Here is a 20,260-nt window from a genome sequence, read left to right as displayed (position 1 = left end):
GCAAGCCGGCCTTCATAGGCCAATCGCGCGCCGGTTCAAAGGGCGGCGAGCGCGGTTGCGACGACCTGACCCGCAGAAGCCGGGCGGGGGTCGAGGCGCAGTTGCGGAATCGCCACGCCCCCCCAGGTCCAGGCGGCGGGCTCGGGCAGGCGCTCGACGGCCTCGTGGACGCAGGCCACGGCCAGGACGATGCGGGCCAGGGGGCGTAGGGGGGCGGCGACGATGCCCAGGCCGCGCACCTCGATCCGGCCGGCGATCGTGGCCGGCGCCGTGGCGTAGAGCGCGCCGTCGGAGGCCCAGAGATGCGTCCAGTCGTCGGCGATCAGACGCCAGCCCTGGCCGATCAGGCGCAGGGCCAGATCGCTCTTGCCGACGCCGGACGGCCCCTGGATCAGCACACCGCGCCAGCCGTGGGGCGTCATGCGGGCCACGGCGGTGGCGTGGATCGGCTGCAAGGGCGCGCTCATGGGCGCCGTCCAGCCAGGGGGAGGAGGATTTCGAAGCGCGCGCCGACGACGGCTCCGCTTTCATCCACGCGGTTCTCGGCGCGGACCCGACCGCCGTGGGCGTCGACGATCTGGCGCACGATGGACAGGCCCAGGCCCGAGTTGGCGCCGAAGGCCGTGCCCTTGGGCCGCGAGGTGTAGAAGCGTTCGAACACCGTCTCGAGGTTTTCGGGCGGGATGCCGGGGCCGTCGTCCTCGACCCGGATGCGCAGCGGCAGGTCGGGGTGACTGTCGTCGCGCTCCAGCCGCACGCGGACCTCGCCGTCGGCCGGGCTGAACGAGCGGGCGTTGTCGATCAGGTTGCGGAACACCTGGCCCAGGGGAATGTCGCGGCCCATCACCCGCGCGGCCTCGGCGGTGGAGGCGAAGCGCACGTTGGCTTCGCCGGGCTTGTGGCCGCCTTGATAGACGGCGACGATGTCGCCCAGCAGTTCGTTGAGGTCGATGAGACGGGGCCGGTCGCGCGACAGTTCGGCGTCCAGACGCGAGGCGTTGGCGATGTCGGTGATCAGCCGGTCCAGACGACGCACGTCCTGTTGCAGCAGATTGGTCAGCCGCTGCCGCTGCTCGTCGGTCTTGACCAGGGGCAGGGTCTCCAGCGCCGAGCGGATCGATGTCAGGGGGTTCTTGATCTCGTGGCTGACGTCGGCGGCGAAGCGTTCGATGGCGTCCATGCGCGTCGACAGGGTGTCGGTCATGGATTCCAGGGCGCGGGCCAGGTCGCCGATCTCGTCCTTGCGGTCTTCGAGGTCGGGCAGGGAGATGGCGCGGGCGCGCTGCAGACGCACCTGATCCGCCGCCGCCGACAGGCGCATCACCGGACGGGCCACGAACAGATGCAGCACCAGCGAGGCCAGCAGGTTCACCGCCAGGGCCACCAGGGCGAAGGGGGTCAGGGCCCGGCGCTGGGCGGCCAGGGTCTGATCCACGTCGCCGGCCTCCAGGGTCAGCACGCCCAGCACCTGCTGGACGTGGCGGACGGGCAGGGAGACGGAAACGACCCGGTCGCCGTTCTCGTTGCGGCGCACACCGGCCTGAGGCGCGCCCTGCAGGGCGCGTTCGACCTCGGCTGACAGTTCGGCGTTGGCGCGGGTCAGGCGGGTTTCCTCGCGCCGCGTCGGTTCGCTGGATTCGACCGGGGTTCCGGCGGGGTGGGCGGGCGGCAAGGGCTGGCCCGGGATGGCGTCGGTGACGGCGAAGCTGTCGGACACCAGCAGGCCGTCCTGATCATACAGGCGCGCGCGCTGACCCTCGGGAATGAAGTTGTCGCGCAGCCACAGGCCCGCTGCGCCGGGGTCCAGCGCCGGATAGGGCTCGCCGCGGGTGATGCCCAGTTCGCCCAGCACATTGGCCAGAAGCTCGGCCTGGACCGACAGGGATTCCTGGCGCGCCTCGATCAGGCCGCGTCGCCATTCGTTCAGCAACAGCGCCCCGCCGAACAGGATCAGCAGGCTGAGAAGATTGAGCGCGAGAATGAAGCCGCCCAGACGCGATCCGCCGAAGCGGAACCGACGCCGCGCCGGGGCGTCCTCGATCTCAGCTTTCGCGGTAGCGGTAACCGACGCCATACAGGGTCTCGATCGCGTCGAACTCGGGATCGACCACCCGGAACTTCTTTCGCATCCGTTTGACGTGGCTGTCGATGGTGCGATCGTCGACATAGACCTGATCGTCGTAGGCGGCGTCCATCAGACTGTCGCGGCTCTTCACGAAACCGGGGCGCTGGGCCAGGGCCTGGAGCAGCAGGAACTCTGTGACCGTCAGCTTGACCGGCCGGCCCTCCCAGGTGCTCTCGTGGCGCGCCGGGTCCATCGACAGCTTGCCGCGCTTGATCGCCTTGCCGGCGGCCTCCGCTGCGGTTTCCATCTCGCCGCCGTCGGCGCCGGTGCGGCGCAGCAGGGCCTTGACCCGTTCGATCAGCAGGCGCTGGCTGAAGGGCTTGTGGATATAGTCGTCGGCGCCGAGGTTGAAGCCGAGAATCTCGTCGATCTCCTCGTCCTTGGACGTCAGCATAATGACCGGAATCTGCGAGGTCTGGCGCAGGCGGCGCAGCACCTCCATGCCGTCCATGCGCGGCATCTTCACGTCCAGGATCGCCAGATCCGGCGGCGTGCTCTCCAGCGCCTCCAGGCCCGAGGCGCCGTCGTGATAGGCCGTGACCTTGTGGCCATGGCTTTCCAGGGCCAGGGAGACGGAGGCGACGATGTTTTCGTCGTCGTCGACCAGGGTGATGTTGGCCAAGGGCTTCTCCTAAGTGCGGGCGGCGGCGGACGTCTCGATCGCCCGTCGCGGGTCGATGGCTCAACGCGCGACAAGCGTAACCGTTCTATTCTATCGTGGTGACATTACGGCCACAGCAAATGGTTCGCCAGAGCCTGTCTTGCAACCTTGGCCGCGAAAGGGCGAAACCTCGCCTTAAATCCTCATGGCGCAGGGTGGCGGGTCAATCCGCCTGAAAGACGCCATGGCCGGTCCGGTTCACTACGAAATCTACATCCGCAAGACGCCGCCCGCGTCCTGGGCGCTGGCGATGGCGACCGAGGACCGCAAGCAGGCCGTCGAGACGGCCGAGGACCTGCTCAAGGACGGCCGCGCCTGCGCCGTGCGTGTGACCAAGGAGACGCTGGACCCGGACACGATGGAATTCGCCAGCGTGGTCGTCCTGAACCGCGGCGCGCCCGAGGTGAAACGCAAGCGTCCGGTCAGCGAGGAGCAGGCCGGCCCCAACTGCCGCGGCGTTCAGGATCTCTATGCCCCCCACGCCCGCGACCTGATCGGCCGGGTGCTGGAGGACTGGCTGAACCGACAGGGGGCGACGGCTTTCGAACTGCTGCACCGGCCTGATCTGGCCGAACGGCTGGAGGCCTCGGGCGTCGAACTGCAGCACGCGATCCAGAAGGTCGCCGTGCCCGAAAGCCAGAACACCGGCCAGGCCGTCCACGACCTGGTGCGCCACTATCAGCGGCTCAGCGAACAGGCGATCGAGCGGCTGCTTCAGGCCGGGCGACGCAATCAGTTTCCCAGCCTGGCCGAACGGTCGGTCGCCGACGTGGCCCATCGGCTGAACGGGTCGCCGGACCGCGCCTTCATCATGGGCGGGGTGGTCGCCGGGGCGCTGAAGGGCGTCAAGGGCGCGCGGGCGCGGCTGGACCGGCTGATGGACCTGTGCGACCGGGCTCCGATGGACGGGCCGCCGCGCGCCCTGGTCCTGGTGCCCGTCGAACAATTGCTGTGCGAGCTGCTGGGCGCGCGCGCCAGTCTGGCCCAGATCGTCGGCCCGGCGCTGGATCAGGGGTCCAGCCTGGCGGCCGTGGTGCGGATGGTCGCCCCGCGCGAGATCGGCGCCCTGATCGCGCGCGATCCCAAATTGGCGGTCCTGGTCCCGCCGGTCGAAGGCGGTCCGGCGCGTCTGGGCGAGCGGCTGGCGGCGGGCGAGTTTCCGCTGCTGGCGGCGTCGCTGGCGCGGATGGTGGTGCGCGAACTGATGAGTCAGCGCCGCCTGCGGCCCGGCGATCCCGAGGGCGAGATCGACATCCTGCGCGCGCTGGCCATGACCCTGACCGCCACGGCCGGACGACTGCTGACGCTGGAGGAGGTGCAGACCGCCTTCGTCGAGCGTTCGAAAAGCCTGGTCACCGCCGATTTCGTCGCCGCCTACGTCAAGGACTGCGCCAATGTGCTGTGCGAGGTCGAACGGCTGACGCGGCTGTGCGAAAACGTCACCGGCGGGGGCAACAAGCGCTCGGCGGCGCGCTGGCTGGACGCCTGCGTCACCTCGCTGCGGTTCGAAACCGAGATGCGGGCCTCGGGCCAGACCCCGGGCCAGAAGCTGCTGGCGCTGGCGACCTTGCAGCGCGCGGTGCGCAACGCCGCCCTGTCCGAGCGGGATCGCGATGCGGTGGTCGCCGCCCTGGGCGTGGTCGGCGGTTCGGTCGAGGCGGACGCCAAACTGACCGCCCAGATCGTTCGCGCGCCCGCGCCGGCGCCGCAGAAGCTGGCCGCCCTGCTGCGGCTGGCCGCCGGCGAGACCGGACCGACCGGCCCCGTGGCCGATCGCGCCAGGGCGGAGGCGGTCAAACTGTTCCGCGCGCCCGAGGTTCGCACCGCCCTGAGCGCGGCGCCCGAGGCGGTGCAGACGCTGCGTCCGCTGATGAAGGCGGTCGGCCTCGCCGCCTAGATCGCGTTCAAGGCGTCAGTCGAAGATGTCGAAGATGTCCATCCGCTTCTTTTTCTTGCGGTAGCCGTCGTCGCGATGACGATCGTCCTGGTAGCGGGGCGGCTCGCGATAGACCCGCGGCTGTGCGCCCCAGGGCTGCGGGGTCGACGGCGGATAAGTCGGCGGCGCGGCGGGCGCGGCTTGAGGAGCCGAGGCGCGGCCTTCGTCGGCGGCCACGGCCATCAGCTTTTCCAGCTCGCCGCGATCCAGCCAGACGCCGCGGCAGGTCGGGCACATGTCGAACTGGACGCCGTGGCGGTCCAGCGTCTGCATGGCGGCGTTGTCGTTGGGGCACATCAATAGGGGCATGGGATCCTCAGGGTCGAAGAATGCGGTCCGACATCACGCCGCTTTCGCCGCGCCAGAGGGGCCCGTCCCGCTGAGGAAAGGGTTAGGGCGCTGTCCCCGGCCCCACAACGTGCGCAGACGCCGCAGGGACAGGCGAGCTCGGCCTTAGCAGCTCTGTCCCGCCGCCCAGCCCGACGACCAGGCCCACTGGAAATTATAGCCGCCCAGCCAGCCGGTCACATCGACCACCTCGCCGATGAAGAAGAGGCCGGGGACCGATTTGGCCTCCATCGTCTGCTGGTCCAGAGCGGCGGTGTCGACCCCGCCCAGGGTCACCTCGGCGGTGCGATAGCCCTCCGAGCCGACCGGCTTGACGGTCCAGGCGTTGACCGCCTCGGCCAAGGCCCGCAGCTTCTTGTCGCCGACCTCGGCCAACTTGCCGGCCAGGCCCTCGCGGGCGCAGATGACCTCGGCCAGACGGCGCGGGATGATATGGCCCAGCGCCGTATGCACGGCCTGCTTGCCATTCTCGGTCTTGGCGGCCAGCAGACGCGCTGCGACGTCTTCGCCGGGGGCCATGTTGACGGTGATGGCTTCGCCCTCGCGCCAGTAGGAGCTGATTTGCAGGATCGACGGCCCCGACAGGCCGCGATGGGTGAACAGCATGGCTTCTTCGAAGCTTGTTTCCTTGGGCCTATCGCCGTTCGGGCTGCTTGAGGCCGTCTTGACGACCGCATTGACGGCGACTCCCGCCAAGGGCGTCAACTGCTCCAGCAGGTTGGGTTCGAAGGTCAGCGGCACCAGCGCGGGCCGCGTCTCCGTCAGCCGCAGGTCGAACTGACGCGCCACCTCATAGCCCCAGCCGGTCGCGCCCATCTTGGGGATCGACTTGCCGCCGGTCGCCACCACCAGAGACGCCGCCGAGACGCGGGTCCCGTCGTCCAGGGCCACTTCGAAACGGTCGCCGCTGCGGCTGATCGAAGTCACGCCGAGACCCAGCGACAGGGTCACGCCGGCCGCCTTCATCTCGTCCGTCAGCATGCGGATGATCTGTTTGGCGCTGTCGTCGCAGAACAGCTGGCCCAGGGTCTTCTCGTGCCAGGCGATGCCGTGGCGCTCGACCATCTTGAGGAAGTCGTGCTGGGTGAACCGCTTCAGCGCCGACAGGGCGAAGCGCGGGTTCTCGCTGAGGAAATTGGCGCCGCTGGTCCCCAGGTTGGTGAAGTTGCAGCGCCCGCCGCCCGAGATGCGGATCTTCTCGCCCGGCGCGCGGGCGTGGTCGATGACGCGCACGCGGCGGCCGCGCTTGCCCGCCTCGATGGCGCACATCATGCCGGCCGCGCCGGCGCCGACGATCAGGACGTCGATGTCTGGGTTCTTCATCGCCTCGCCCTAGCAGGGCCGGGCGTCCGAGGCGACCTTGCAGGCCCCCTTACAAACCCAGCGCGGTCCGATAGGCCGGATGCACGAGGTCGCCGTATTCGGGATGCTTCTTCAGATAGCCGGCGAAGAAGGGGCAGGTCGGCAGGATCACCAGGCCGCGTTGCTTCAGGTCGGCCAGCACATGCCTCGCCATCCGGCTGGCGAGGCCGCGCCCCTCCAGCGGGACCGGCACGAGGGTCTCGGTGATCATCAGCCCGCCCGCCACGGGGTTGTAGAGGACCACGGCGGTCTCGCCGTCGACCGTCAGCTCGTAGCGTCGGGCCTCGGCGTTGTCGTGGATGTCGGGGTCCAGGTTCATGTCGGTCTTCATCAGTGCGCCTCGTCCCAGTTGGCGGCGGCCTTGGCCTCGACCACCAGGGGGACGGTCAGGGCCACGGCGGGGTCGGCGGCGCCTTCCATGATCTGGCGCACCACGGCCAGGGCGCGTTCGGCCTCGGCCTCGGGGGCTTCGAAGATCAGTTCATCGTGGACCTGCAGCAGCATGCGGGTCTTGAGGCCCGCCTCGGTCAGGGCGGCGGGCATGCGGATCATGGCGCGGCGGATGATGTCGGCGGCGGCGCCCTGGATCGGGGCGTTGATGGCGGCGCGCTCGCCGAACTGACGCTCGGCCCCCGACTTGGAATGGATGGCCGGGATGTGGATGCGGCGGCCGAAGACCGTGGTGACGAAGCCGTGCTCTTTCACGAAGGCCTTGGTCTTGTCCATGTAGGCGCGGATGCCGGGGAAGCGCTCGAAATAGGTCTTGATATAGGCCCCGGCCTCGCCCTGATCGATGCCCAGCTGGGCCGCCAGACCGAAGGCCGAGATGCCATAGACGATGCCGAAGTTGATGGCCTTGGCGCGACGGCGGGTCTCGGACGGCATGCCCTCGACCGGCACGCCGAACATCTCCGACGCGGTGGCGGCGTGAATGTCGAGGCCCGCCTTGAAGGCGCGCTTCAGCTCGGGAATGTCGCCGATATGGGCCAGCAGTCGCAGTTCGATCTGGCTGTAGTCGGCGCTGATCAGCACATGGCCCGGCGAGGCGATGAAGGCCTGACGGATCAGGCGGCCGGTCTCGGTGCGGATCGGGATGTTCTGCAGGTTGGGGTCGGATGAGGCCAGCCTGCCGGTCGTCGCCGCCGCCAGCTGGTAGGAGGTGTGCACCCGGTGGGTCGTCGGGTCCGAGGCCGCGACCAGGGCGTCGGTATAGGTGCCCTTCAGCTTGGACAGCTGGCGCCAGTCCAGAATGGCGCGCGGCAGGTCATGCGTCAGCGCCAGTTCTTCCAGCACGCTGGCCTCGGTGCCCCATTGGCCGCTGGCGGTCTTCTTGCCGCCGGGCAGGCTCATTTCGCCGAACAGAATCTCGCCGATCTGACGCGGGCTGCCGATGTTGAAGGGGCGGCCGGCCAGCTTGTGCGCCTGCTCCTCCAGCTCGGCCATGCGCTGGCCGAAGGTCGAGGACAGGGAGCGCAGACGGTCGGGATCGACCCGCACCCCGTTCAGCTCCATGTCGGCCAGGACCGGCGGCATGCCGCGCTCCAGCGTCTCATAGACGGTGGTCAGGCGCTCGGCCGCCAGACGCGGTTTCAGCAGCTTGTAGAGGCGCAGGGTCACGTCCGCGTCCTCGGCGGCGTAGCAGGTCGCCGGCTTCAGCTCGACGTGCTTGAAGCTTTTCTGGCTCTTGCCGACGCCCGCCACGCTCTTGAACGGGATGGGCTCGTGGCCGAGGTGCAGCCGCGCCAGTTCGTCCATGCCGTGCCCGTGCAGGCCGCCCTCGAGGACGTAAGAGATCAGCATGGTGTCCTCGATCGGGGCCACGCGGATGCCGCGACGGGCCATGACGGCGAGGTCGTATTTGATGTTCTGGCCGACCTTCAGCACCGCGGGGTCTTCCAGCAGGGCCTTCAGCCGCTCCAGCGCGGTGGGCTTGTGAATCTGGGTCAGCGGCTCGCGCGTCTCCCCCTGGGCCGGTTCCAGACCGAAGTCGAAACCGCCGCTGAGCGACGCGTCGCCGGTCGGCTCATGATCGTGGGTCAGGGGGACGTAGCAGGCGTCGTTCGGGCCGACGGCGATGGAGACGCCGCACAGCCCGGCGTGGGTCGCCGACAGGGCGTCGGTCTCGGTGTCGAAGCCGATGACGCCGACGGCGCGGGCGCGGGCGATCCAGCGGTCCAGGTCCTCCAGCGACTGCACGCACTCATACTTGTTGCGGTCGAAGTCGTGGACCTGATCCGGCGCGGCGACCTCGGTCTGGCCGTAGCGCGGCGTGGCGACCGGGGCCGAGGGCTGGCGGGCGAAGGCCGAGCCTTCCTTGGTCGGCGCCTTGCCGTCGCCGACGCGGCGCAGCAGCGAGCGGAACTCCATCCGCTCCAGGAACTCCGACAGCACCGCCGGGTCGGGATCGCGGATCAGGAAGTCGTCGATCGCCTCGGGCGCCGGGGCGTCGCAGGTCAGGGTCACAAGCTCTCGCGACAGGCGGATCTGGTCGGCGAAGGCGATCAGGGTCTCGCGCCGCTTGGGCTGCTTGATCTCGCCCGCGCGGGCCAGAAGCGTGTCGAGGTCGCCGTATTCGTGGATCAGCTGGGCCGCCGTCTTCGGCCCGATGCCGGGGGCGCCGGGGACGTTGTCGACGCTGTCGCCGATCAGGGCCTGAACCTCGACCACCTTGTCGGGCGTGACGCCGAACTTCTCGAACACGGCCTCTTCGTCCAGCCGCCGGTCCTTCATCGGGTCGTACATGACCACGCCGTCGCCGATCAGCTGCATCAGGTCCTTGTCGGAGGAGACGATGACCGCCTCGCCGCCCAGGTCGCGGACCTTGCAGGCATAGGTGGCGATCAGGTCGTCGGCCTCATAGCCGGCCAGTTCGATGCCGTGCACGCCGAAGGCGGCGGTGGCCTCGCGCACCAGGGGGAACTGCGGCACCAGATCCTCGGGCGCCGGGGGGCGGTGGGCCTTGTACTGATCGTAGAGATCGTTGCGGAAGGTCTTGTCCGAGTGGTCGAAGACGGCGACCAGATGGGTCGGGCCATCCTCGCCCTTCATGTCGCGGATCAGCTTCCACAACATGTTGCAGTAGCCCTGCACCGCGCCGACGGGCAGGCCGTCCGACTTGCGGGTGAGGGGCGGCAGGGCGTGATAGGCGCGGAAGATATAGGCCGAGGCGTCGATCAGCCACAGCCGGGGCGGCGGTCCGTCCTGGGTCAGGGGGCGGGCGGCGGATTCGATGGGCGCGTCGGTCATGGCGCGAACATAGGGGGGCCGAGGCCCCCCGTCATCCATGTGATTCCTGTTCCGCTCATCCCGGCGGACGCCGGGATCCAGTTCTTTGGCGCTCGGCGCCGCGATCAGGAATTCTGACGGCGGTGCAGGCGGTTCTCACTGGTTCCCGGCGTCCGCCGGGATGAGCGGGAAGTGAGGTGTCGCCCTACGGCTGCCAGCCGCCTGGCGTCTCGGGGATGACAGCCGCGCCCTCGACCGTGATCTCGCCGCGGGTCTTGCGAACCTCGGCCCAGGCGGCGCGCAGCAGTTCCGGCACGCCTTCGCCCGACACGCCCGAGACCAGCATCGGACGCTTGCCCGCGGCGGCCTCCAGCTCGGCGATCTTCTCCTCGCGGACTTCGGGCGTCAGGGCGTCGATCTTGTTCAGGGCCAGGATTTCGACCTTGTCGGCCAGACCTTCGCCATAGGCGTCCAACTCGCCGCGAATGATGCGGTAGGCCTCGGCCACGTCGTCCTGCGTGCCGTCCACCAGATGGATCAGACTGGCCGAACGCTCGACGTGGCCCAGGAAGCGGGTGCCCAGACCCGCGCCCTCGTGGGCGCCTTCGATCAGGCCGGGGATGTCGGCGATGACGAAGCGCTCGGACGGGCTCAGGTCCACCATGCCGAGGTTGGGCGTCAGGGTGGTGAAGGGATAGTCGGCCACCTTGGGCTTGGCCGCCGAGACGGCCGCCAGGAAGGTCGACTTGCCGGCGTTGGGCAGGCCCGCCAGACCGATGTCGGCGATCAGTTTGAGTCGCAGCCAGATCCAGCGTTCCTGGAACTCTTGCCCCGGGTTGGCGTGGGTCGGGGCCTGATTGGTCGGGCCCTTGAACCGGGTGTTGCCCCAGCCGCCGTTGCCGCCGGACAGCAGTTTCACCCGCTGACCCGCCTTGTCCATGTCGACCAGGACCGTTTCCTTGTCCTCGTCCAGCACCTGGGTGCCGACGGGAACGCGCAGGACCACGTCCTCGCCCTTGCCGCCATGCATCTGGCGGCCCTGGCCGTGGTGGCCGGTCTGGGCCTTGAAATGCTGCTGATAGCGGAAGTCGATCAGGGTGTTCAGCCCGTCCGCCGCCTCGACCCAGATGTCGCCGCCCTTGCCGCCGTCGCCGCCGTCGGGGCCGCCGTTGGGGATGAATTTCTCGCGGCGGAACGAGACGGCGCCGGCGCCGCCAGCGCCCGAACGGATGTAGATCTTGGCCTGGTCGAGGAACTTCATTTCGGCCTTATGGCCGAAGAGAGCGGCGATTTACAGGCCAGTGAAAAGCCAAGCGCAATTCTAGCCCCGCGCCCACACCCCGAACGGATCGCTCCACGGCAGGCCCAGGGCCTCGGCCACGGCGGGATAGGTGATCTCGCCCTTCAGCACGTTGAGGCCGTGCGCCAGATGCGGGTCCTGCTTCAGGGCCTCCAGACCCTTGTCCGCCAGGGCCAGGCCGAAGGGCAGGGTGGCGTTGTTCAGGGCTTCGGAACTGGTGCGCGGCGCAGCCCCCGGCATGTTGGCGACGCAGTAGTGGACGACCCCGTCGACGACATAGGTCGGATCCTCGTGGGTGGTCGGCTTCGACGTCTCGAAACAGCCGCCCTGGTCGATGGCGACGTCGATCAGGACGCTGCCCGGCTTCATCGACTTCAGCTGGTCGCGGCGGACCAGGGTGGGGGCCTCGGCGCCGGGGACCAAGACGGCCCCGATCACCACGTCGGCCTTGACCAGTTCCTCCTCGATGGCCCCGATCGAGGAATAGCGGGTGATGACCCGCCCGCCGGTCAGCTCGTCGATCTCGCGCATCCGGGGAATGGAGCGCTCCAGCACCACCACCTCGGCCCCCAGCCCCATGGCCATGCGCGCGGCGTTCAGCCCCACGACCCCGCCGCCCAGCACCAGAACCCTTGCCGGCGCCACGCCCGGCACGCCGGAGAACAGCAGACCCATGCCGCCGTTGTGCTTCAACAGGGTCTCGGCCGCCGAGAAGACGGCGATGCGCCCGGCCACCTCGGACATGGGCGCCAGCAGCGGCAGGCCGCCGTTCCTGTCGGTCACTGTCTCATAGGCGATGGCGGCGCAGTTCGAGGCCAGCAGCCCCTGGGTCTGTTCGGGATCGGGCGCCAGATGCAGGTAGGTGAAGAGGATGTGGTCGGGCCGCAGCCGCGCCCATTCTTGGGCTTGCGGCTCCTTGACCTTCACGATCATCTGGCTGTCGGCGAAGACCGTTTCGGCGTCGGCGACGATGCTGGCGCCCGCCCTGACGTAGTCGACGTCGGTGAAGCCCGCGCCCAGTCCGGCGCCGGTCTCGATGCGGACCTCATGGCCGTGGGCCACGTATTCGCGCACCGCCGTGGGCGTCAGCCCGACCCGGTGTTCGTTGGTCTTGATCTCGCGGGGCACGCCGACGCGCATGGATTTCGTCCCTGAGTTCTCGCCCTCCCGGCGGGGCCCGCGAACGCTAAACCCGCGCCGTCGAAACGACCAGCGGCGTGACGCTGTTCCGCCAGGGTCTTGCCGCGCGCGCCGGCCGTCCCATTTTGAATGGCCAAGCTTGGGGGTGCGGAATGTTCGATGATCAGGCGGATCGGCTGTGGCTCAGCCTGGCCCTGCTGGCGGCTCTGACCGCCGCGCCGGGCCTGTCGGCGGGCGGGGTTCCGCTTTTGCCCCTGTTTCTGGCGCTGGCGGGTCTGGCCTGCGCGGGGCATCGGCCCAGCAGGGCTTTTGTTCTGGAGAAGACCGGCGTGGCGTTCGGCGGGTCGGCGTTGCGGGCCGTTGCGGTTCTGGCGGGGGCGCTGTTGATGATCCAGTTGATGCCGCTCGAACTGGCGCTGCTGATGGCCGGCGACGTCCTGGCCTATGTCGAGGTGGTCGTCGCCGTCAGCCTGATCGCCGGCCATGCGCGCCTGCCGCTGGTCAAGACTCGGCTGCGTCGCGGCGTCGAGGCGGCGGTCCGTTTCTGGCGGCGTCCCGGGACCCGACGGCGCCGATCCGCGCGGCCTCCGCGCCAGCCGGCTTCCCCTGCTGGCGATGAAGACGGCGAGGCCGCGCCCTGGAGCGCGGCGTTCGCCTGAGGCGTTAATGCTTGGCGGCGTCTTCGACGGCCCGGCCGGCGGCCTGAGTGTCCTTACCCGCGCCGGCGACGGTGTTGCAGGCGGCGATGGCGAGAAGGGCGGCGGCGGCGACGAGAATGAACGATTTGCGCATGGTCGGCTCCTGAAAAGGGGCAAAAAGCCCATCGCCGGATCAACGCGACCAGAGCGGGGCGGTTCCTCTCAAGCTGGCCGCGGCGACGGGGCCTGGGCGTCGGGCGTCGCGAAGGTGAGGCGGGCGATGGAGCCGCCGCCCGGGGCCTCGACCATCTCCGCCTGGCCGCGCAGCTGTTTGGCGAAGGCGCTCATCAGGGTCCGCCCGACCCCTGCGCCGATGATCGCGTCGCCCATGCCGGGGCCGTCGTCCTGAACCTCCAGCACGCTGGTGTCGCCGTGGACGCGGAAGCGCACCTGCAGGTCGCCGCCGCGCCCGGCGAAGGCGTGCTTCTGGGCGTTGGAGACGGCTTCGACCAGCCACAGGGCCATGGGCGCCAGCTTGTCGGGGTCGATCACCAGGGGGTCGGCCTGGACCGAACTGGTGACCAGGGGGCCGCGCATGGCCTCGCCGGCCACCAGTTGTCCGACCAACTCGGTCAGGAAGGTGCGCGCGTCGGCCTCGCGGATGTCGTCGCTCTGGTAGAGGGTGCGGTAGATCAGGGCCAGGGCGGTGATCCGCTGGCGGGTGTCGCCCAGGGCCGAGCGGGCCGCCAGGTCGGTCACCGCCCGCTGCTGCATCGACAGCAGCGACGAGATGATCTGAAGGTTGTTCTTCACCCGGTGGTGGATCTCGCGCATCAGCACGTCCTTCTCGTCCAGCGAGTCGAGCAGGGCCTTGTCGCGGCGGGTGATGGTGTCGCCCAGCGTCCCCAGGGTGCGGGCCAGGACGCGGATCTCGGCCGGGGCGTGCTCGGCCTGGATCGGACGCACCGAGAACCGGCCCCGGGCGTAGATGGCGGCGACGCGTTCCAGATAGCCGAGCCAGCGGATCACGATCCGCTCGGACAGCAGCATGACGGCGGCGAAGGCCAGGGCCCAGGCCCCGAGCGGCAGCAGGAGGGTGCCGATCGGATTGAGCCGCGCCCACGACAGAATGCCGGGCGCCGGGGCCGACAGCAGCACGAAGAGATCGCGCCCCGCCAGGGCGGTGCCGGCGTAGACATGCGAACGCCCGGCGGTATCGCGGCTTTCGAACAGCGAGGACCGCCCCTGGCGAGCCTCGGCCACCCAGTCGGTCAGGGCCCCGTCGCCCTTGTCGGTCAGGTCGAAGACGGTCGGATCGGTCGAGACGAGGATGCGCCCCTCGGCGTCGGTCAAGGCCGACTGGGCGCCCGGCGGCAGGGCTGGATCTAAGATGTCGGGCTGAAGCGCCGTCAGCGGGATCACGGCCGCGACGGCGCCCTGGAACGCGCCCAGCGGCCGTTCCGATCGGACGGCGACGATGAGCGAGTTGGGGTCGTTCGGCGCCCGCTCCATGACCACGTCTTCGCCGAGCCTGAGGCGCTGGTACCAGTCCTGCGGGCGGACGTTGTTCGGCCCGGCGGCCCGGTCGGGCGACCGTGAGGCGCACACCTCTTCGCCGGTGGCGCTGTAGCGGTGCAGGGCGGAGATGGCGTCCAGCCGGGCGACCAGCGCCGTCAGGCGCGGCTCGCAGTAAAAGCCGACCGCTTCGGGGGCCAGGGCCTGCAGCAGCACCACGGTGCTGTCGATCCGGGCCTTGGCGTCCGTGGAACTGCGCTCGGCCGACAACTGCAGGTCGATGCGGCGTTCGTCCGCCTGGCGTCGGAATTCGGCCTGGGTCTGGATCGCGCTGAGCAGCAGGATCGGCAGCAGGGCGGCGGCCATGGCCAGGCCCAGACGAAAGCGGATGCCCTGAACGCTGGGGCGACTCAGTCGGCGGGCCCAGGCGCGGCCGAACCGCAGCACCCTAGGTTCGCCCGGCGCCGCTCAACCTGTCGGCGTCCGCCAGGATGGAGCGCATGGCGTCGCCCGCGGCCTTGCCGTCGCGACCGTAACCGCCCCGCTCCAGCGTCGCCTGCAGCGCCTTGCGCGCCCGTGATACGCGACTTTTGACCGTGCCGACGGCGCACTGGCAGATCTCGGCAGCCTCCTCGTAGGCGAAGCCGCCCGCCCCGACCAGGATCAGGGCTTCCCTCTGCTCTTCGGGCAGGGTCTTCAGCGCCTGACGCAACTCGTCCAGGGCGACCGGCGCCTCGGGATCGTCGACCGCGACCAGGGTGCGTTCGGCGGCTTCCTGATCCAACTGGGTCTGGCGCCAGGAGCGGCGCTTTTCGGAGTAGAACTGGTTGCGCAGGATCATGAAGGTCCAGGCCTTCATGTTGGTGCCCATCTGATAGCTGGCCCGGGCGTCCCAGGCCTTCATCATCGCTTCCTGGGCCAGGTCGTCCGCCGAGGTGGGGTCGCCGGTCAGGGTGCGCGCGAAGGCCCGCAGATGCGGGATCAGCGTCACCAATTCCTTCTTGAAGGCCGCGTCGTCGGCCGACGGCGGCTTGGGCGGCGCGCTCGAGATGCTCACTGGCCCTCCTTGGCCGACGACCGTTCGTCGGCCCGCCGCAGGATGTCCAGGAACTCGTCCGGGACCGGTTCGTTGACCACCTGGTCGAACATGTGGCGCAACTTCACGCCGATGGCCTGTTGGCGCAGACGCACCTCTTCCAGACCCTGGTCCTTCGACGCGGGCGCGTCGGGACGCGGGCTGGTGTCTTTTGAATCAATCATGGAGTTCCGGCCGCCGCCCAAGCCTTGAGGTGTCGTTCATGGAAGCGGAAAACGCCGCCTCGGTCGAAGAGTTCCTAGCGTGGCGCATTTTTATGCTCAAGCTTGAGAAAGGGGCGGGAACCGTTGCGGATTTGATACGTTGGAATGGATTGCTGCGCCTTCATATTGAGGGCTTCAACCGTCGGGGAAATTTGTATGAGTCTTCTGGCTAGGCTTGCGCCGCATCTGCCCTACGTCCGCCGCTACGCGCGCGCCCTGACCGGCGACCAGAGCACGGGCGACAACTATGTCCGCGTCGCGCTGGAGGCGCTGGCCGCCGGCGAGCGTCAGCTGCCGACCGACATGACGCCGCGCGTCGCCCTCTATCACGTCTTCCACGCCATCTGGTCCTCGACGGGCGCCCAGCTCGAGGACGGCAGCGGCCTGGAGAGCGGCGACGACGCCTCGCGCCGTCTGATGCGGATTTCGCCGCGGTCGCGCCAGGCCTTCCTGCTGACGGCTCTGGAAGGCTTCACCCCGTCGGAAGCGGCGCAGATTCTCGGCGTCGATCCGCGCACGGTCGAACGCCTGATCGCCGAGGCCCAGACCGACATCGACGCCGAACTGGCCACCGACGTCCTGATCATCGAGGACGAGGCCATCATCTCGGCCGACATCGAAAGCCTGGTGAAGGAACTGGGCCATCGCGTCACCGGCACCGCCACCACCCATGACGAAGCGGTCGACGCCGTGACGCGGCATCGCCCCGGCCTGGTCCTGGCCGACATCCAGCTGGCCGACGGCTCGTCGGGCATCGACGCGGTCAAGGACATCCTGAAACGCTTCGACGTGCCGGTCATCTTCATCACCGCCTTCCCCGAGCGGCTGCTGACCGGCGAACGGCCCGAGCCGACCTTCCTGATCACCAAGCCGTTCCAGCCCGAGACGGTGAAGGCGGCGATCAGCCAGGCGCTGTTCTTCCACCCCTCGCGCCAGAAACAGGCCGCCTGACGCTCGCCGAGGCCGTCTCCCGACCTTCGCCCCGGTGGCGTCCATCGGGGCCTGAGGTTGTCAGGGCTGCGGCGCGGCCGGAGCCGTCGTTGGCGCTGGCGCTGGCGCTGGCCCTGCGGGCGGGGTCGAGGCGTGCGGCCGGCTGAAGGCGGCGGAATCCTCGCGCGTTCCGCCGGCGTCGGGGTTGACGGTCTGGAAGCCGCCGTTGCTCAGCAGCCACATGCCCAGCAACAGGACGGCCGCCGCCCCGCCGGACAGGATCAGCAGCCACAGGATGCGCACGCCGCTGCGGCCCTGACGGACATACTGGGCTTCGATCGGCGCATGGTGCTCGACGGCGTCGGCGGAATGGGAGTGGGGATCCTCATGGGTCATCGCGCTCTCCGGTTCAGAGGTCTGGTTCTGAAACGCAGGCCGCGGCGCGGCTGTTCCGGTCGGGGCCGGGCGCGGAATTATATTTGAGCGGCGCGTGGAACCCGCGACGCATGCCGTCGTTATGTCAGCGTGGAGACGGCAAAGCCCCCCCGACTTACGACCGGTTCGCCGGTTGGCTGGCTCCACGCCTCATTCTCGATGATGCCACCTCAAGCGGATCCGAAAGGGTCCGCTTTTTTCTGGGAAGGCCCTCGACAGGGGCGCGGCGAGCCGCACTATAGGGTTCTTAAAGAAAACGCATCGGAGACGCGCCATGGCCCTTCGCAATCGTCAGTGGGTTCTTCGCCAGCGGCCCCAGGGGCTGGTCCAGGACGGTGATCTGGAGTTGATCGAGACGCCGGTCCCGGACCTCAAGGAGGCCGAGGTCCTGATCCGCACCCTCTACCTGTCGCTGGACCCGACCAACCGCACCTGGATGAACGACGCTCAAGGCTATCTGCCGCCGGTGGGTCTGGGCGAGGTCATGCGCGGGCTGACGCTGGGCGTGGTCGAGCAGTCGAAGTCCGAACGGTTCAAGGTCGGCGACGTGGTTACGCCCCTGTCGGGCGGATGGGCCGACTATGCGGTGGTCAATGAACAGGGGCTGCGCCCGGTCCACCGCGCGCCGGGCCTGCCGCTGACGGCCAATCTGTCGGTGCTGGGGATGACCGGTCTGACCGCCTATTTCGGCGTCACCGACGTGCTGAAAGCCAAGGCGGGCGAGACCCTGGTGATCTCGGCGGCGGCGGGCGCGGTCGGCTCCATCGCCGGCCAGGTGGCCAAGCAGCGCGGCGCGCGCGTCATCGGCATCGCCGGCGGCCCCGACAAATGCCGCTGGCTGACCGAGGAGCTCGGCTTCGACGCCGCCGTCGACTACAAGAACGAGGACGTGGGCGCGGCGCTGGATCGGCTGGCCCCCAACGGCGTCGACCTCAATTTCGAGAACGTCGGCGGCGACATCATGATCGCGGTGTGGAACCGGCTGAACGTCCATGCGCGCATGGCGGTCTGCGGCCTGATCTCCAGCTACAACGCCACGCGGATGCCGCCCTCGCCGAACTTCAGCCGCATCATCACCCACCGCCTGAACGTCCAGGGCTTCCTGGTGCTGGACTACGCCCACCGCGCCAGGGAGATGGTCGCGGAGATGGGGCCGTGGCTGGCCGAGGGGAAGGTCAAGTGGAAGGTCCACGTCGACGACGGCCTGGAAGGAGCGGTGACGTCGCTGAACCGCTTGTTCACCGGCGACCATGACGGCAAGCTGCTGGTGCGGGTGTCGGAAGAGCCCGCCGCCTGAGCCAGGCGCCAGGACAGGAAGCCCCGGATGACCGAACCGCTGCACGTCCATTTCGAGGATCTCGAGGTCGGCCAGGTCGTTCCGCTGGGCGCCTGCGCCGTGGACGCCGAGGCGCTGGACATCTTCGCCGAACGGTTCGCGCCGGGGTGGGACGTGGCCTACGGCGCGCCCGACGCCCTGGTCTTTGCGCTGTGGAGCCGGTTGTCGGTCGAGAAGGCCGGCGGCTGGGCCGGGGCCAAGATGCTGGCGGTCGACGGCCTGCGCTTCCTGCGCAATCCGCCGCCGGGCGAACTGCTGCGCGGCCGCCTGACGGTCATGGGCAAGGATCCGGTGGGCGACGAGAAGGGCATCGTCATCGCCCAGCACGACCTGCTCGACGAAGCCGGACGGCTGGTCTTCTCCTGCCTGACCCGGGGCCTGATCGCGCGACGCTGAGAACCACTTTCCCTTCTTGCCTTGCGGGAGAAGCCGCTCAAGCAGCCCGAAGGGCGTTTGCCCCCCAAGAATCCTTCTCCCGCAAGGGAGAAGGGATCGCTCAACGGAAAACGCCCCGCCGGAGGTCCGGCGGGGCGTCTGCTTTAGTCTTTCCGACGCCGATCAGGCGTTGGCGGCGACCGGGGTTTCGGCGGCGGCGCGCGTGAAGGCCATGGCGATCAGGCGGTCCCAGCCCAGCAGCGACACCAGGTGGGCGTAGATCTGGCCCAGGGCGCCGTTGTCGCGCAGTTCGACCAGCTTGTCGGCCGGCAGGGCCTTCAGCTTGTCTTCCGACACGGCGAAATACTCGGCCAGCTTCTGCACTTCGCCGGCCGAACCGTCCGGGTTGCGCGGGGTGAAGGAGGCTTCGCGGGTTTCGAACAGGTCCAGGTCGATCAGCAGCTTGACGAAGGATTCCGTGCGCAGGCGCTCCTGCTCGAAATTGTTGCAGAACTCCATCGCGTTGTTGACGTAGTCGCTGGGCTTGTCGCCCTCGAACAGCGGGATCTCGGCGTTCTCGCCGACGAAGGCGGCGGCGCGGTCGATGCACAGGATCATGCGGTTCTGCGTGTCGTCGTTGGCGAAGACGAACGGATAGCGGCGCACATAGGCCGGAATGTAGGCGTCCGGGCGGAAGTCGCCGTTCTCGATGAACAGGTTGTCGTTCTGGCGCAGGCCCATGGCCACGACCGGCTGCTTCAGGTCGCCGACGAAGACGATCGGATAGGACAGGGCGGCGGGCGCGAACTCGGTCACGGTCAGCGGCACGATATTGGTCTGGGCGACGAAGGCGTAGGGCTTGTCGGCCGGCGTCACGCCCAGCTTGCCGTGGGCCTCGATCGAGATCGGCTCCGGCTGGGTGTAGAACAGGACGTTGCCGGACAGGGCGCCGGACGCTTGGGACGTGGTGTCGGTCATGATGCTTCGGATCGGCTCTGAACAGAAAGGTCGGGCCTTCTAGCCTATGGCCGGGCGCGCGGCAAACGCGGACGTTCGACGAACGCCGGCCCGCCTCGATGCGCCATGCGACGCCGAGGCCGGTTGCGGCGAGGCTGGCGAACCCTTAGCTGTGAGCCATGGGCGCCGCCTGCGATCACGATCACGCCGACAGCCGACCGGGTCCCGCCGAGGTCACGCGGGCGCTTGTCTCCGTTGAGGCGCGCTGCGTCGCCGAAGGCGAGCGCATGACCGCGCCTCGCCGACGCGTGCTGGAACTGCTGCTGGCGGCGGGCGAGCCGGTCAAGGCCTATGACCTGATCGCCCGCTTCGGCGCCGACGGCCAGGCGGCCAAGCCGCCGACGGTCTATCGCGCCCTCGAGTTTCTGGAGCGTCGGGGCGTGGTGCACCGCATCGCCTCGATCAGCGCCTATGTGGCCTGCACCGCCGACGCCGGCGACAGCCGCGTCCACGCCGCCGCCTTCCTGATCTGCGACTGCTGCGGCGCGACGGAAGAGGTCGCGGCGGCCGGCGGCGAGGCCTTCGCCGAGGCGGCGTCCCTGGCCGGCTACGCCATCGAACGCACCACGATCGAGGGCCACGGCCGCTGTCCGGCCTGCCGCGTGGCGGCCTGACGCG

General features: G+C 69.3%; 22 protein-coding genes. 7 read left to right on the top strand and 15 right to left on the bottom strand.

What is annotated here, in order from left to right:
• Positions 1-35: 35 nt before the first annotated feature.
• The 3 genes from AC1DJ5_RS12315 to AC1DJ5_RS12305 are packed head-to-tail and all read right to left on the bottom strand — an operon-like array spanning position 36 to position 2,747.
• Positions 36-467, bottom strand: a complete 432-nt coding sequence (locus AC1DJ5_RS12315; protein ID WP_441454740.1) for an HPr kinase/phosphorylase — start codon at positions 465-467, stop codon at positions 36-38.
• On the bottom strand, positions 464-2,074 hold the full coding sequence (locus AC1DJ5_RS12310; protein ID WP_441454739.1) for a stimulus-sensing domain-containing protein: 1,611 nt from the start codon (positions 2,072-2,074) through the stop codon (positions 464-466). The genes AC1DJ5_RS12315 and AC1DJ5_RS12310 overlap by 4 nt, the downstream gene beginning before the upstream one ends.
• The gene (locus tag AC1DJ5_RS12305; RefSeq protein ID WP_441454738.1) at positions 2,043-2,747 is read right to left on the bottom strand and encodes a response regulator transcription factor; all 705 of its coding nucleotides are present in this window, start codon (positions 2,745-2,747) and stop codon (positions 2,043-2,045) included. The genes AC1DJ5_RS12310 and AC1DJ5_RS12305 overlap by 32 nt, the downstream gene beginning before the upstream one ends.
• 223 nt (positions 2,748-2,970) lie before the next feature.
• Between AC1DJ5_RS12305 and AC1DJ5_RS12300 the strand changes: the two genes are divergently transcribed.
• Positions 2,971-4,683, top strand: a complete 1,713-nt coding sequence (locus AC1DJ5_RS12300) for a hypothetical protein (protein WP_477020783.1) — start codon at positions 2,971-2,973, stop codon at positions 4,681-4,683.
• A gap of 15 nt (positions 4,684-4,698) precedes the next feature.
• On the opposite strand, the gene AC1DJ5_RS12295 is transcribed toward AC1DJ5_RS12300, so the two are convergent.
• From AC1DJ5_RS12295 to ald, 6 genes are all read right to left on the bottom strand, one after another.
• Positions 4,699-5,031: a TFIIB-type zinc ribbon-containing protein gene (locus AC1DJ5_RS12295; protein WP_441454736.1), complete on the bottom strand. Its 333-nt coding sequence runs from the start codon at positions 5,029-5,031 to the stop codon at positions 4,699-4,701.
• 144 nt (positions 5,032-5,175) lie between these two features.
• On the bottom strand, positions 5,176-6,393 hold the full coding sequence (locus AC1DJ5_RS12290) for a BaiN/RdsA family NAD(P)/FAD-dependent oxidoreductase (protein ID WP_477020782.1): 1,218 nt from the start codon (positions 6,391-6,393) through the stop codon (positions 5,176-5,178).
• Between the two features lie 49 nt (positions 6,394-6,442).
• Positions 6,443-6,763 (bottom strand): GNAT family N-acetyltransferase, encoded by a 321-nt coding sequence (locus AC1DJ5_RS12285; protein ID WP_477020781.1) that lies wholly within the window; start codon positions 6,761-6,763, stop codon positions 6,443-6,445.
• Positions 6,763-9,678 carry a DNA polymerase I gene (polA, locus tag AC1DJ5_RS12280; RefSeq protein ID WP_477020780.1) on the bottom strand — a complete coding sequence of 972 codons (2,916 nt, stop codon included), beginning with the start codon at positions 9,676-9,678 and terminating at the stop codon, positions 6,763-6,765. The genes AC1DJ5_RS12285 and polA overlap by 1 nt, the downstream gene beginning before the upstream one ends.
• A gap of 184 nt (positions 9,679-9,862) precedes the next feature.
• Positions 9,863-10,918 carry a GTPase ObgE gene (obgE, locus tag AC1DJ5_RS12275; protein ID WP_441454732.1) on the bottom strand — a complete coding sequence of 352 codons (1,056 nt, stop codon included), beginning with the start codon at positions 10,916-10,918 and terminating at the stop codon, positions 9,863-9,865.
• Between the two features lie 60 nt (positions 10,919-10,978).
• The gene (gene ald, locus AC1DJ5_RS12270) at positions 10,979-12,097 is read right to left on the bottom strand and encodes an alanine dehydrogenase (protein ID WP_477020779.1); all 1,119 of its coding nucleotides are present in this window, start codon (positions 12,095-12,097) and stop codon (positions 10,979-10,981) included.
• A gap of 152 nt (positions 12,098-12,249) precedes the next feature.
• Between ald and AC1DJ5_RS12265 the strand changes: the two genes are divergently transcribed.
• Positions 12,250-12,756 (top strand): hypothetical protein, encoded by a 507-nt coding sequence (locus AC1DJ5_RS12265; RefSeq protein WP_441454730.1) that lies wholly within the window; start codon positions 12,250-12,252, stop codon positions 12,754-12,756.
• A gap of 4 nt (positions 12,757-12,760) precedes the next feature.
• On the opposite strand, the gene AC1DJ5_RS12260 is transcribed toward AC1DJ5_RS12265, so the two are convergent.
• The 4 genes from AC1DJ5_RS12260 to nepR form a co-directional block, all read right to left on the bottom strand.
• Positions 12,761-12,889 carry an entericidin A/B family lipoprotein gene (locus tag AC1DJ5_RS12260; RefSeq protein WP_441454729.1) on the bottom strand — a complete coding sequence of 43 codons (129 nt, stop codon included), beginning with the start codon at positions 12,887-12,889 and terminating at the stop codon, positions 12,761-12,763.
• 68 nt (positions 12,890-12,957) lie between these two features.
• Positions 12,958-14,616 carry a sensor histidine kinase PhyK gene (phyK, locus tag AC1DJ5_RS12255; protein ID WP_441454762.1) on the bottom strand — a complete coding sequence of 553 codons (1,659 nt, stop codon included), beginning with the start codon at positions 14,614-14,616 and terminating at the stop codon, positions 12,958-12,960.
• Between the two features lie 82 nt (positions 14,617-14,698).
• On the bottom strand, positions 14,699-15,307 hold the full coding sequence (locus tag AC1DJ5_RS12250; RefSeq protein WP_441454728.1) for a sigma-70 family RNA polymerase sigma factor: 609 nt from the start codon (positions 15,305-15,307) through the stop codon (positions 14,699-14,701).
• Positions 15,304-15,510 (bottom strand): anti-sigma T factor NepR, encoded by a 207-nt coding sequence (gene nepR, locus AC1DJ5_RS12245; protein ID WP_441454727.1) that lies wholly within the window; start codon positions 15,508-15,510, stop codon positions 15,304-15,306. The genes AC1DJ5_RS12250 and nepR overlap by 4 nt, the downstream gene beginning before the upstream one ends.
• Before the next feature lie 38 nt (positions 15,511-15,548).
• On the opposite strand from nepR, the gene AC1DJ5_RS12240 reads away from it, so the two are divergent.
• The gene (locus AC1DJ5_RS12240) at positions 15,549-15,722 is read left to right on the top strand and encodes a hypothetical protein (protein WP_477020778.1); all 174 of its coding nucleotides are present in this window, start codon (positions 15,549-15,551) and stop codon (positions 15,720-15,722) included.
• Complete coding sequence (gene phyR, locus AC1DJ5_RS12235; RefSeq protein ID WP_441454726.1) at positions 15,706-16,500, top strand: anti-anti sigma factor/receiver protein PhyR; 795 nt, start codon at positions 15,706-15,708, stop codon at positions 16,498-16,500. Before AC1DJ5_RS12240 ends, phyR begins: the two co-directional genes overlap by 17 nt.
• 60 nt (positions 16,501-16,560) lie before the next feature.
• On the opposite strand, the gene AC1DJ5_RS12230 is transcribed toward phyR, so the two are convergent.
• Positions 16,561-16,875 carry a hypothetical protein gene (locus AC1DJ5_RS12230; protein WP_477020777.1) on the bottom strand — a complete coding sequence of 105 codons (315 nt, stop codon included), beginning with the start codon at positions 16,873-16,875 and terminating at the stop codon, positions 16,561-16,563.
• 313 nt (positions 16,876-17,188) lie between these two features.
• Here AC1DJ5_RS12230 and AC1DJ5_RS12225 point away from each other — a divergent pair, with 313 nt between their 5' ends.
• A complete protein-coding gene (locus tag AC1DJ5_RS12225; protein WP_477020776.1) occupies positions 17,189-18,211 on the top strand; it encodes an NADP-dependent oxidoreductase in 1,023 nt (340 codons plus the stop codon).
• 27 nt (positions 18,212-18,238) lie between these two features.
• The gene (locus AC1DJ5_RS12220; protein WP_441454723.1) at positions 18,239-18,646 is read left to right on the top strand and encodes a MaoC family dehydratase; all 408 of its coding nucleotides are present in this window, start codon (positions 18,239-18,241) and stop codon (positions 18,644-18,646) included.
• Between the two features lie 162 nt (positions 18,647-18,808).
• Here AC1DJ5_RS12220 and AC1DJ5_RS12215 read toward each other — a convergent pair whose 3' ends face one another.
• Positions 18,809-19,603 carry a SapC family protein gene (locus tag AC1DJ5_RS12215; protein ID WP_477020775.1) on the bottom strand — a complete coding sequence of 265 codons (795 nt, stop codon included), beginning with the start codon at positions 19,601-19,603 and terminating at the stop codon, positions 18,809-18,811.
• 158 nt (positions 19,604-19,761) lie between these two features.
• Between AC1DJ5_RS12215 and AC1DJ5_RS12210 the strand changes: the two genes are divergently transcribed.
• The gene (locus AC1DJ5_RS12210; RefSeq protein ID WP_441454721.1) at positions 19,762-20,256 is read left to right on the top strand and encodes a Fur family transcriptional regulator; all 495 of its coding nucleotides are present in this window, start codon (positions 19,762-19,764) and stop codon (positions 20,254-20,256) included.
• Positions 20,257-20,260: the final 4 nt, after the last annotated feature.

It is taken from the genome of Brevundimonas sp. 01N35 (genome assembly GCF_056399785.1).
The sequence above is the reverse complement of the archived record's forward strand: the minus strand, read 5'-3'. Positions and strand labels throughout refer to the sequence as shown.